Annotated in this window: 12 protein-coding genes; 3 read left to right on the top strand and 9 right to left on the bottom strand. The window is 48.1% G+C overall.

Annotated elements, in window-relative coordinates; genetic code table 11:
• A partial coding sequence (locus H615_RS0115770; RefSeq protein WP_027956047.1) for an IS3 family transposase occupies positions 1 to 309 on the top strand: 309 nt, incomplete at its 5' end.
• A gap of 105 nt (positions 310 to 414) precedes the next feature.
• Here the strand turns inward: H615_RS0115770 and H615_RS0115765 are convergent.
• Together H615_RS0115765 and H615_RS0115760 are read right to left on the bottom strand one after the other, a co-directional pair.
• Complete coding sequence (locus tag H615_RS0115765; protein ID WP_027956046.1) at positions 415 to 1,698, bottom strand: globin-coupled sensor protein; 1,284 nt, start codon at positions 1,696 to 1,698, stop codon at positions 415 to 417.
• Between the two features lie 84 nt (positions 1,699 to 1,782).
• Positions 1,783 to 2,211 (bottom strand): MarR family winged helix-turn-helix transcriptional regulator, encoded by a 429-nt coding sequence (locus tag H615_RS0115760; RefSeq protein ID WP_169516215.1) that lies wholly within the window; start codon positions 2,209 to 2,211, stop codon positions 1,783 to 1,785.
• Positions 2,212 to 2,332: 121 nt separating this feature from the next.
• Here H615_RS0115760 and H615_RS21510 point away from each other — a divergent pair, with 121 nt between their 5' ends.
• Positions 2,333 to 3,502 (top strand): MFS transporter, encoded by a 1,170-nt coding sequence (locus H615_RS21510; RefSeq protein WP_051254744.1) that lies wholly within the window; start codon positions 2,333 to 2,335, stop codon positions 3,500 to 3,502.
• A gap of 38 nt (positions 3,503 to 3,540) precedes the next feature.
• Here H615_RS21510 and H615_RS22590 read toward each other — a convergent pair whose 3' ends face one another.
• The 6 genes from H615_RS22590 to H615_RS0115725 all read right to left on the bottom strand — a co-directional run bounded on the left by H615_RS22590 (position 3,541) and on the right by H615_RS0115725 (position 9,939).
• Positions 3,541 to 3,708: a hypothetical protein gene (locus H615_RS22590; protein ID WP_169516214.1), complete on the bottom strand. Its 168-nt coding sequence runs from the start codon at positions 3,706 to 3,708 to the stop codon at positions 3,541 to 3,543.
• Positions 3,709 to 3,768: 60 nt separating this feature from the next.
• Entirely contained in the window at positions 3,769 to 5,184 is a 1,416-nt protein-coding gene (locus H615_RS0115745; RefSeq protein WP_035532416.1) for an NAD(P)H-binding protein, read from the bottom strand.
• 385 nt (positions 5,185 to 5,569) lie between these two features.
• The gene (locus H615_RS0115740; protein WP_242520426.1) at positions 5,570 to 6,877 is read right to left on the bottom strand and encodes a PucR family transcriptional regulator; all 1,308 of its coding nucleotides are present in this window, start codon (positions 6,875 to 6,877) and stop codon (positions 5,570 to 5,572) included.
• A gap of 127 nt (positions 6,878 to 7,004) precedes the next feature.
• Positions 7,005 to 8,552: an L-glutamate gamma-semialdehyde dehydrogenase gene (pruA, locus tag H615_RS0115735; protein WP_027956042.1), complete on the bottom strand. Its 1,548-nt coding sequence runs from the start codon at positions 8,550 to 8,552 to the stop codon at positions 7,005 to 7,007.
• Between the two features lie 30 nt (positions 8,553 to 8,582).
• Positions 8,583 to 9,500, bottom strand: coding sequence for a proline dehydrogenase family protein (locus tag H615_RS0115730; protein WP_027956041.1), 918 nt, complete (start codon positions 9,498 to 9,500; stop codon positions 8,583 to 8,585).
• Positions 9,501 to 9,753: 253 nt separating this feature from the next.
• Positions 9,754 to 9,939, bottom strand: coding sequence for a YjzC family protein (locus tag H615_RS0115725; RefSeq protein ID WP_027956040.1), 186 nt, complete (start codon positions 9,937 to 9,939; stop codon positions 9,754 to 9,756).
• Between the two features lie 241 nt (positions 9,940 to 10,180).
• Between H615_RS0115725 and H615_RS0115720 the strand changes: the two genes are divergently transcribed.
• Positions 10,181 to 10,948, top strand: coding sequence for an SDR family NAD(P)-dependent oxidoreductase (locus tag H615_RS0115720; protein ID WP_027956039.1), 768 nt, complete (start codon positions 10,181 to 10,183; stop codon positions 10,946 to 10,948).
• 81 nt (positions 10,949 to 11,029) lie between these two features.
• Here H615_RS0115720 and H615_RS0115715 read toward each other — a convergent pair whose 3' ends face one another.
• Positions 11,030 to 11,467, bottom strand: coding sequence for a universal stress protein (locus H615_RS0115715; protein ID WP_027956038.1), 438 nt, complete (start codon positions 11,465 to 11,467; stop codon positions 11,030 to 11,032).
• Between the last annotated feature and the right edge of the window lie 114 nt (positions 11,468 to 11,581).

The following is an 11,581-nucleotide window of genomic DNA, read 5'->3' as shown; positions in this document are numbered from 1 at the left end:
TTTCATCCGGAAGCCATGATTCATTCAGATCAAGGCTTTCATTACACTCACCCTCATTTTCAATCTAGAGTGAAAAAAGCTGGCCTTCTCCAGTCGATGTCCCGCAGAGGAAACTGTTGGGATAACGCCCCAATGGAATCATTCTTTGGTCATTTGAAAGATATGGTGGATCATAAAGCATGTGAGAGCTTTAACCAACTAAAAGAAGAAGTGAACAACTATATAAGTAAATATAATAACGAGAGATATCAGTGGAAGTTAAATAAGATGACCCCGGTACAATACCGAGGCCATCTCTTAGCTGCCTAAGGCTCTTTTTATAAACTGTCCATATTATGGGGTACAGTTCAACAGCCGTCTCAGGGACTTTTTTTAAGGAAACACTAAAAGGCTTCCCCCTTACGGACAGATCATTTAATCAGTCATGGCTGTCAACTGCTGGGAAGAAGCCGCTACTTTACCAACGGCATCATTGATTTCATCAATAACGTACGAAAAATGCTGCAGCTCCTCTTCCATACTTGCATTGTAGGCTTTGTTCTGCCCCATCGCCGTAACAATTTCCGTAAAGAAGTGATTGATCTGCTCCATACTGTCCGCACCCTCTGCAATCATCTCATCGATACTGCCTACATGGCCGGACACGTTATGGATCTGTCCACTTGTAGAATGAATCAACTGGGAAACTTCTGCCGCAGAGGTTTGCGTCTGCTCCGATAATTTACGTACTTCAGCGGCTACAACCGTAAACCCTGCTCCATGCTCCCCTGCGCGCGCAGCTTCAATCGAAGCGTTCAGAGACAACAGGTTGGTCTGTTCAGCGATGGAAGAAACGATCGTCACAATTTTACTGATTTCTTCAGCGATCCGGCTCAATTTTTCCATATCCCCGGAGATTTCCCTGATGGTCTGCTGAATCTGATTCATCTGCCGTTGGTGTACTTCCAGCTGCTTCTTGCCATCAAGCGACTGCTGCTCCACTTGACGGGCCACCGCTGTTCCATTTTTAGAGTCTGTGACCATTTTTTCCGTTTGATCGGTCAGCTGTTCTGTAGAAGCACTGGCTTGCTGGGAAACAGCAGCCACTTCAGCGGACATCTGGTCCACTTTCAGGTAGGCTTCCTCTCTTTTCTCTATTTCTTTTTCCCGTAAGGCATCCGCTTCTCTTTGAAACATTTCCAGGACGAGCTGCTGTTCGATGCTCAGTATTTTTGTCGTCGCTGCAACCGCCTGCCGGTAGTCGTCTTCTTCCAAATGCCTGTCATATACCTCCAGGAATGAGAGCAGTAAGTCCTGAAACGCAGACATGTACCATTTGGGCTCCAATCCGATTTTCAAGTGTACCGCGGCAATCCGCTTCCTTTTTTCAATATAAGCCTCATCGATGACGCCCGAAAACATCTCTTCCATATGAACAGCCAGTGTTTTCCGCAGGCGGTCAACGGTACTGTGGTCCTTAATCATTTGCTGAAGCATCGGCACGCTTTCGAGATTCACGTAAAATTTCTTCACAATCGCATCCATTTCTTCGCTCACCATCGGCTGCAGGTCCCGCAAAACAGCGAGGTCGTCTGCCGTCAGCTGAATCATTTCACACTGACGATGAATATCTGAACCTTCAGGGACGTCGATCACCCCTGTCCTTCCCTCTCCCAGCTTCTTACGCACGGCCTCTTTTCTCTTATTCAACCATCCCATATCAAATCCCCCTGCATGTCTTTTTTTCTTATATCGTCGTTTTTGTAAAAACAGTTAAGGGGGAAAAGGCACACAGTGACTCCGCTACTCCTCCAGGTGGTTTTTGATTTTTTGCAGCATCTCCTGCATCTGCTTGATTTCTGTGGGTGTCAGCGGGTCGGTCACTTCGCTTTCTAAGTCGTAACGGATGTGCTGAAGCTGCTCCTTCCGCTCTTTCCCAAGAGACGTTAAATGAATCAGTTTCGTACGTGCATCCTTTTCAATCGATGCTTTATAAACCAGACCTTTTTGAATAAGGATATCAATCAGCTTGGACAAGGAAGAAGCTTTGATACCAAGCTCTTTCTGCAGATAAGACTGCGTCACCCCATCCTTTTCGTAAAGAACGAACATGACATTCACATGGGAAACGCTCAAATCTTCCTTTTGGAGCCTTTCGTTCTGCAGTTGTTTGATGGAATGGGATATTTTCTGAATCTGATAGCCAATATCCTCATTGTGTGATTCGTTCATCGCGTTCACCCTTTCTGCCGCTATTTTATCATAAACAGATTTCATTGAACGATCATTTAATTAGTTTCCTAACTAAATTTATGTTATGATGAATTCCGAATTGTTAAAGGAGGTATGTACGATGAAACCATTATCCAAAGCGGGAGTTTTTGCCTTAATGCTCGCGGCCAGCCTGACCGTTATGGTCGGCAGCGCCATTACTCCCGCCTTACTCGATATATCCCAGCACTACAATATGGAGGACTCAGCTGCCTGGCTGACGACACTCCCTTCGCTCGGCGTTGTCCTGTTCGCTCCGCTTGCCGGTAAATTCATCGACAAGTCCGGACCCTACAGAGCTTTGTGTACCGGACTGATTTTATACGGAGGATTGGGAATAACCGCCATCTGGCTGGACGGGACTGTGTTGGTCTTAGCCGACCGCATTCTCCTCGGCGGGGCAACGGCTGTCGTGATGTCTTCGGCTACCGGGCTGCTTGCCGAATTTTTTGAAGGAGAGAAGCGCCTGAAGATGATGGCTCTGCAGGGTATGTCCATTGAAGCTGGGGGCATCATCTTCCTGAGTATCGGAGGCATCCTCGGAAGTTTCGGATGGCAGTTCCCCTTCCTGTTGTATCTTCTCGGTTGGATCGCTCTTGTTTTTCTATTGTCTTTCGTTCCATTTACAAAAAAAGAAACCGCAGAGGAAGCAGAAGCAGATGAGGGTTCTTCTTCCGAAAAAATCTGGCCTGTGTTGTTATCCGCTATGCTCGCCATGACCATCTTTTTTGTAACGATGGTCTCTGTGCCCTTTTACCTGGCCGAGCACTTTCACATGACTTCCACAGGAACGGGATACTTTTTGGCGATGATCTCTCTTGTCGCCGTCATATCAGCGAGCCAGATGCCTAAGGTGGTCAACAAAATCAGTGACTACTCCACATTGATGACCGGATTCTTTTTATTCGGAGGCGGCTATCTGCTGCTTGGGCTGAATCAGACCTCCCTTCTGCTTGCCGTAGGGGCGGGGATTTTGATTGGTTTTGGATTTGGCTTTACCATTCCCCTTGCCAACCATATGACCGTGGAAAAAAGCAGCACGGCCAACCGCGGGAAAAATCTCGCCTACTTTTCTTCCGCTGTTTTTCTTGGACAGTTTTTATCGTCCTTTGTAGACAGCATTTCCGACGATCTGTCCATCGTCTACCTTTTAACGGCTTCGGCCGGATTGTTGATCAGCGCCATTTACTTCATCACATTGAAAAATGTGCGTACGGGAGTGCAGAAGAAGAAATCCCCTTCTGAAGGGTGACAAGCAAAAGGCCTGTCCATGAATGGACAGGCCTTTTCTTATGCGTCGCCTTTATAGCCAAGGCGGGCACGGTCGATATATTCATCCGGCTCGGAGCCGAACTCAGTACTGTGGTTCTTAAATTGAGCCAGCCGCCCGTTCCGTTGCTCACCGTGACTTTTGCGTTCCTTGAACTGCCGGTCGTGCTTTTTGTCCTTTTTGCTCATCCCAATCACCTCATACAGGCTTAAGTGTTACACGCTTAGTTTTGGAAAAGCGGTCAACGCTTATGCATGATGAAGAACGGTGGAACTTCCCCATTTCTCCAAATGCTTCCTGAATAAGGCCATCACCACAAGGTGCGCTTTCGCCTGGGTGTATTTATAGAAAAACCAGGGCAGCGAAGGCATGTAGTCGTGAATCGCTACAATGGCTTCCTGACGGCCGGGGATTTTTCTGAATTCCAGGCGGCCGCGCACATTTTTTCCGCTGTCGGCGAGCATTCCTCCGGAAATGTAATAAAGAGCACGGTCCCGGGTACTCCTGTCTTTCGCATAATCGAAGGATAAAAGCGGAGACTGATTAAAGACGACCCCGATTTTACAGCAGTTGTCTTCATCCACTTCCGTTTTCACCCATGGGTTGAGTGTGTTTTCCAGCCATTTCACATAGTAACGTCCAACCCAGTCTGCATCATATCCTTCTGGAATCGGAATACGCTGGACAGACCGGACATCCTGCTGCATCGGTTGAAACATCGGAAGGGCTCTCTTTCCATCTTTGTTTTCTTCTTCCTTTTCAAGAGCTTCCCTGGCCGCTTCTTCAAAAGAAATGCGGCCTTCACTTAACCCTTCCACTTTATTTTCCTCTTGTGTGACCATAGGATGGGTCAAGCTTTCAATCAGGGGATACACCATTTCCTTCGGCGAACCCGTGACAAGGCGCACCCACAATTTGGAGAGTTCAACGGTTAAAAAAGGAACGTTAATGGTGAGCGGGTTTCTACCCATAACAGCAGCCGTCCGTTTCATCATCGTCTCGTAGGTCATAACATCCGGACCGCCCACGTCTACCGGGCGTCCTTTCACCTCTTCATTCCCAATGCTGCTGTCGAGGGCATGCAGGACATCCGGGAGGGCAATCGGCTGGGTTTTCGTCCGGGTCCACTTTGGCAGAATCATGAACGGCAGCCGTTTCACCAGCTTTTTCAGAATCGGGAAGGAAGATCCTTTCGGCCCCACAATCAGCCCCGCCCGGATCGTGGTCACCGGCACTCCGTAGGCTCCAAGAATTTCTTCCACTTCCAGGCGGCTCTTCAAGTGTCGGGACAGCTTTTTTTCCTGATCCGGGATGATACCGCTCAAATAGATGATTTGGCGGACCCCTTGTTTCTTTGCAGCCTGGGCAAAGTTATCAGCTAAAATGACATCCATATCTTCAAACTTTCCCTGGGTCAGCTTCGCAGAAGGCAGCATGGAATGAACGAGGTAGACCGCGATGTCCGCCCCCTCCAGGCCTTTTTCAGCATCCACCATGGAGTATAGGTCACAAGAACGCCATGTCACCTGCTCCTCATCTTCTTTTTGATCACCGCTTCTGGAAAGGGCAATGATATCGGCGTGCTTTCTCAACTTTTCCATCAGGTTCTGTCCTATATATCCACTCGCGCCTGCAAGCGCAATGACCGGTCTTTTTTCTGCCATGCTCGTCACGTCCTTTCAGGTATAGTGTACGTGTACCCGGTCTGTCATCACTCTTAACCCTCCAAGAACGTATATAAAAAAGGTGAACCGCCCACACAGGCGGTCCCCCTTCTCACGCTGTCCAGATTCGCATCCAATTTTCCCACTCTGGAAAGAGAATCCACTTTTATCTTCCCTGAATGAAAAAGCAAACCAACATTGTAAAGACACCCTTCCGCTCCCCCTCGTGTTACGTGGAGCGTTCGGTGGTGACGCCTGCGGGAACAGCGCGAGCCGAAGATCCACTGGATCAAGTGTTCTTCTTGATCCAGCTAGCTGAGGCCGTGCCCGCGGCAAGCATCCACCGATAAGCGGAGCGTACCCATCACTCTTATGTGCAGATCGTTCACGACCTTAGTGCTGACTGGTAACGTTTGTAGTAGTGTTCGACGTTATTCAGGAGCAGGAGCTCTGTATAAAGGTAAGCTTTCATGTTGAAGTCCTGGAAATCGATGGTCGTCATTTCCTGGATCTGTTTGATCCGGTAATTGAGTGTATTGGGATGGATAAACAATTCGCCGGCGGTCTGCTTTCCTTTCCCATTGTTAGCAAGATAGGTTTCCAATGTGAGCAGAAGTTCCGTCTGTTTATCCATATCATTTTTCATCAGGGCCAGCAGATCTTCACTGTAATAATCCTCGGAACTGTTTTTTTCATAAAGGGCGGCCAGATATCTGTACAGGCCGAGCGTCGCGAATTCCCGCGGCATCGTTTCCGGTCGGGGGTTAATGAAGTTGGCTGTTTCAATGACCTCGAGCGCCTCCAAAAAACTTTTCCTCATCAAGGACAATGTTGTATATTCCTTGCCGACGCCAATCAGGAAATGATAAAACGCTTCTTCTCCTGTTTCTTTTTTCACTTCCTCAATAAAATCCCTCGCTGTCGACCTTGATGAAAAGCGGTCGGACGCCCTTCCCTCCACGAGCAGAATAAGCTGGAATTCTGTTTTCAGCACATACATCGGCCGGGTGATGCGGAAGCGGTGCACCGTTTGTAGAAGATCATCAAGCATGCTCTTGTACTGAGGAGCGGTGACCGAAAAAACCACGACGGAAAAACGGTCGGCCAGATTCAGTTTGGCGAGGGCTGCTTCGTGACGGAACTGGCTTTCACTGCCGTACTCATGCTGCAGCAGCTGCCACAAAAGCTCCTCTTTCCGTCCTTCCTTGGCATTGTCTCTCATGAACTGATCATAAATGAGTCTGCCTATATGGTTGGTAATGTCCTCAAGGAACTGAAAGTCCGCATCATCCAGCAGCTGGTCGGCCTCCTGCACCCAGACATACCCCATCGTATGATTCAGGTGCCTGGCTGCCACGACGACACGCTGCTGGAAGCCAAGCTCTTCCATCGGATGGACACGGATCGGGTCCGGCTGCATTTCCAGGCGCTGGACGATGCCCTCTTTTTTCAAACGGTCAATAATGAAGATCGGGCATTTTTTGGATAGAATGGTTTTCTGCTGAGTTTGATCGAAATCATCATGGGTCGAGCTGTAAGCGATCAACTCAAAGTTTTTGTTTTCAATAATCACAGGCTTACCCAGTCTGGAGCTCAGCAGCTCCGTCGCTTTATGGATATCTTCTGCCTGCAGAATCCTATCTTTAACTTCCATGGGAATCCTAACCTTTCTAAGTAGGCTGAATGTCTTCATTCGTTACCCTCCATTATATCGGTTGTCACTGGAAAGAAAAAGAAAATGGTCAAAGGGGCGGGGAAAAGAGTAGACTTCCTTCAAATAAAAAAGGCTCCCCTGAACGGAGAGCCTTTATGAGCATGGTTTAAAACTTCTCGGAAATGGTTTTCGCCTGCATGTGAAGGGCAATATAATCAGGCCCGCCGGCTTTAGAATCTGTACCGGACATCTTGAAGCCGCCGAACGGCTGGTAACCGACAATGGCACCTGTGCAGTTACGGTTGAAATATAGATTCCCGACGTGAAAATCGTATTTCGCTTTTTCAAGATGGGCGCGGTTATCGGAAATGACGGCTCCTGTCAGGCCATATTCGGTATTGTTGGCAATATCAATCGCTTCATCAAAGTCTTTCGCTTTTGTAAAGCAGACGACAGGTCCGAAGATTTCCTCCTGCTGCATGCGGGAATTTGGATCAAGATCGGCAAAGATGGTCGGGTTGATGAAGTACCCTTTGGAGTCGTCTCCTTTGCCACCGGTGACAAGGCGACCTTCCTCCTTGCCGATTTCCATATAGCTCATGATTTTGTCATAAGCTCCCTGATCGACGACAGGACCCATGTAGACATTTTCTTCAGAAGCGTTGCCGACCGTTAATTTTTCAGTGGCTGCTTTGACTTTTTCCAATACTTCGTCATACACATCTTCGTGAACGACCGCACGGGAGCCGGATGAGCATTTCTGTCCTGAAAAGCCGAACGCCGAAACGACGATCGCATCGACAGCTGTATCAATGTCTGCCTCTTTGTCGACGACAACCGTATCCTTACCGCCCATTTCAGCAATCACCTGTTTCAAGTGATTCTGACCTGGCTGGCGGACGGAAGCCCGTTCCATGATACGCAGACCGACATCGCGGGAGCCCGTAAAGGAAATCAATGCGGTTTTCGGATGATCGACGAGATAGTCGCCGACTTCGCCGCCGCTTCCCGGTACAAAGTTCAGGACGCCTTTCGGAAGCCCGGATTCTTCCAGTACTTCTACAAACTTAGCAGCGATGACGGCACTGTTACTGGCCGGTTTCATAACCACCGTGTTACCAGCTACAAGCGGAGCGACGGTTGTACCTGCCATGATGGCAAGGGCCAGGTTCCAAGGCGGGATGACGACTGTCACGCCGATCGGCTGGTAAACATAGCGGTTTTCTTCGCCAGGACGGCTTTCTATTGCTTTTCCTTCTTTCAGCTCAATCATCTGACGGCCGTAATACTCAAGAAAATCGATTGCTTCAGCTGTATCCGCATCAGCTTCCTTCCATGGCTTACCGACTTCATAGACAAGATAGGAAGAGAACTCGTGCTTACGGCGGCGGATTTTGGAAGCGGCGCGGAATAGAATCTCTGCACGTGCCCTTGGATCCCATTTTCTCCAGTCTTCAAAAGCGTCGGAAGCAGACTGTACCGCTTTTTCCGCCAGCTCCTGATTTGCTTTCGAAATCGTACCCACAACCTGCTTCGTGTTCGCCGGGTTGGTGGATGTAATCGTATCATCTGTCCGGACACGCTCTCCGTTAATCAGAAGGTCATGGTGCTGCCCCAGCTGCTCCTTGACCTGCTTCAATGCATCTTCAAAGGCTTTCTTGTGCTCCTGCTGTTCAAAATCCGTGAATGGTTCGTGTTTGTAAGGCTGTACCATAATAATATTCCCCTTTCTGATTGTGTGGTTTTATTTAGAGAAAATCCCTTTAACGGCAAAGGCAATGTTGGCCGGACGCTCGGCTAAACGCCGCATGAAATATCCGTACCAGTCCTCGCCATAGGGAAGATACACGCGTACTTTATATCCTTCTTCCACCAGATCCTTCTGCATTTGGTTCCGCATGCCGTACAGCATTTGAAACTCAAACTGTTCACGCGGAATGCTGAGCTCTTCTGCGAGAGCTTTTGTATACTCGACAATCCGGTCATCGTGACTGGCGACAGCCGTGTAATGGCCGTTCAGAAGGTTTTTCTTGATCAGGTGCTTCAAGTTATCATCCACCAGCTTCTTCTCAGAAAAGGCGACTTTCGGTGATTCTTTATAGGCCCCTTTTACAAGACGAAGATAAGGATCGCAGTCATTCAGGGCATCCAGATCTTCATCAGAACGGTATAAGTAAGATTGAACGACCGTGCCGAGATTTGGATACTTCTCCTTCAATTCTCTATAAATATCAAGAGTCTCCCCGCATCTGGAGGAGTCCTCCATATCGATGGTGACCGTAATCTCGTGCTTCTCCGCTTCCTTCAAGATCAGGGACAAATTCTCGATAACGAGGTCCCGGCTGATATCCAGTCCCAGAGAAGTAAGCTTAAGCGAAACTTCTGATCGAAGTCCTCCGGAAGCAATCTGCTGGATGGTCCGGATACACTCTCCGGCGCGGTCTCTCGACTCTTCTTCACAATCTACAAATTCCCCTAAATGGTCGACAGTGACCTCGAGCCCGTCATGGTTTAACTGCTGTATAATTGGAATTGCGTGGGTGAACGTCTCTCCCCCCACGATCTTGTCAGCCCCGAACTTAGCGCCAAAACGCTTTGCAAAGCGGTCTAACAGCTTGTTGTTGGAGAGGTATAAGAAAAAATTCTTGCTGATGGCTTCCAAGAACACCACACCCTTTCATCATTCTCCTATCGATTACCATGCGGGCCGTTTAGGCGGAATGTCGTATTTTAATTGTTAAGAAAATTGTAACGAATAACGCTTACATAAAACAACGTGCACCAACCACAAAGATAAGCACGGCAATTTAGTGTTTAAACACAATAGATCGCTTTTCACACTCCGACTACTATATTGATAAAATAAATAAGACCCACCGGATGAACCTTTCCGGGGGTCTTATTCACTTTTCATGCTACGCTTTTTTCCAATAGGCCGCTTCCTTGTTGGAGCGGATCGGCGGGAACTGATCCCCGTTTTCCAGTTCAATATGTTTTTCGTCTTCGGTTACGTCGTTCTCACTGCCTCCATCAACTAACCCATCAAATTGATATGTTCCTTTTTCAGGTGCTTTTTCGCCAGTCTTAAAACGGTCTGCCATCTTAAAAAACTCCTTTCAAAAAGTTGGTTGTTGTTGTGTACACATCCTTTATATATCACAGAAATTCCCATGATAAACATTTTTCTCATATAAAAAAGTGTAAAAGTCTTACAAATTATAGAGAACCCTCTCACAACCCGTCCGGAGTTGGATTGGTTTACATGGACACAGGCCGGGTACTATCATTCTCGTAACCCATTCTCATGGGACACACTCTAAACAAGCAAAGGAAGTGAACATCATGGAATTATTTAACAACGAAGGGAAAACAGCTATCGTCACCGGTGGCGGGAGCGGCATCGGAAAAACAGCTGCGCATACCCTGGCAGAAAGCGGAGCTTCTGTAGCCCTGATTGGACGCACAGCTGAAAAAGTGGAAAAAGCAGCGGCAGAAATCAGTGAGGCGACCGGTTCTGAGGTTAAAGGTTATTCCGGCGATGTCACAAGCACCTCCGACATCGAGCGTGTGGTCAAGACCATCAACAACGATTTCGGACAAATCGATATTCTTGTAAACAACGCAGGAACTGCCGCGTTCAAAGATATCAACAGTCTGACCGAGAAGGACTGGGACACGGTCATGAACACCAATGCCAAATCCATCTTCTTCATGACTCAGGCCGTTGCCCCTTATATGAAAGAACAGGCATACGGACGAATCATTAATACAGCGTCTGTCGCCGGTGAAGTGAGCCTGTCCTTCAGCTCTGTGTACGGCACAAGTAAGGCGGCAGCCATCCATCAGACGAAGCAGCTCGCCCTTGAGCTTGCGCCTTACAATATTACGGTGAACGCCATCAGCCCATGGTTCTTCAAAACCGATTTGAACGAAGAGGCACTAGCCGATGACAGCTTCCGTTCTGCCATTGAAGATCGTTCCCCAATGAAACGTCTCGGGCAGTTGGAAGAGCTTCAGTCCTCCATTCTGTACCTCGCTTCTTCAGGTTCCAGCTATGTATCCGGCCAGAATATATTCATCGACGGTGGGATGACGTCCTACGGTTTATAAGAAGAAGCGGAAAATAGAACTCGTAGAAACAAAAAGACTCTCCTCTGTGTATGCAGAGGAGAGTCTTTTTTCGTCCATTTGTTATTTCATGACAAGGACCGGACAGGAGGCCTGCTGGACGACTTTGCTGCTGACACTTCCGAGCAGCATCTTTTTCATGTTTCCGAGACCACGGCTTCCGATAATAATGAGGTCCATGTCGTGCTTATTGGCATAGGCAACGATCTGGACAGCTGCATTTTGTTTCACAGGGCTGACTACAACTTCTGTAATGACATCGATGTTATGAGATTTGAATTCCTGTTTGAGCTCTTCCATTTCTGATTGAAACCGGTCAGCCATTTCCCTGCCGAGGCTTTTAGACACGGCGGCATTTGTAGCAGGGCCGGTAGGTGTTACAACAGCCATCAGATGAATCTCGCGCTGCGGAGCTTCCACCGCCTGCAGATTCGCCTCGGCCACAGCTCTTTTACTCATTTCACTTCCATCATAGGCAACAAGAATGCGTTTCGTAGTCATAGAAAAACCCTCCCGATCAAGATGGTATTCACACTTCTATCATACCACGTTGTAAGCGCTCGCTTAAGAGGATAGGTCTATTTTCTATCCGTTATGACCAAAATGATGGAAGAA

The organism is Halobacillus kuroshimensis DSM 18393, from assembly GCF_000425705.1.
Taxonomy (GTDB): domain Bacteria; phylum Bacillota; class Bacilli; order Bacillales; family Halobacillaceae; genus Halobacillus; species Halobacillus kuroshimensis.
The sequence above is the reverse complement of the archived record's forward strand: the minus strand, read 5'-3'. Positions and strand labels throughout refer to the sequence as shown.

Bases quoted from the DNA above. Each gene is read 5' to 3' on its own strand.
- H615_RS0115740 (WP_242520426.1), bottom strand. From the start codon at position 6,877: ATGAAGACATTCAGCCTACTTAGAAAGGTTAGGATTCCCATGGAAGTT.
- H615_RS22590 (WP_169516214.1), bottom strand. From the start codon at position 3,708: ATGAGCAAAAAGGACAAAAAGCACGACCGGCAGTTCAAGGAACGCAAA.
- H615_RS21510 (WP_051254744.1), top strand. From the start codon at position 2,333: ATGAAACCATTATCCAAAGCGGGAGTTTTTGCCTTAATGCTCGCGGCC.
- pruA (WP_027956042.1), bottom strand. From the start codon at position 8,552: ATGGTACAGCCTTACAAACACGAACCATTCACGGATTTTGAACAGCAG.
- H615_RS0115720 (WP_027956039.1), top strand. From the start codon at position 10,181: ATGGAATTATTTAACAACGAAGGGAAAACAGCTATCGTCACCGGTGGC.
- H615_RS0115745 (WP_035532416.1), bottom strand. From the start codon at position 5,184: ATGGCAGAAAAAAGACCGGTCATTGCGCTTGCAGGCGCGAGTGGATAT.
- H615_RS0115725 (WP_027956040.1), bottom strand. From the start codon at position 9,939: ATGGCAGACCGTTTTAAGACTGGCGAAAAAGCACCTGAAAAAGGAACA.
- H615_RS0115765 (WP_027956046.1), bottom strand. From the start codon at position 1,698: ATGGGATGGTTGAATAAGAGAAAAGAGGCCGTGCGTAAGAAGCTGGGA.
- H615_RS0115715 (WP_027956038.1), bottom strand. From the start codon at position 11,467: ATGACTACGAAACGCATTCTTGTTGCCTATGATGGAAGTGAAATGAGT.
- H615_RS0115760 (WP_169516215.1), bottom strand. From the start codon at position 2,211: ATGAACGAATCACACAATGAGGATATTGGCTATCAGATTCAGAAAATA.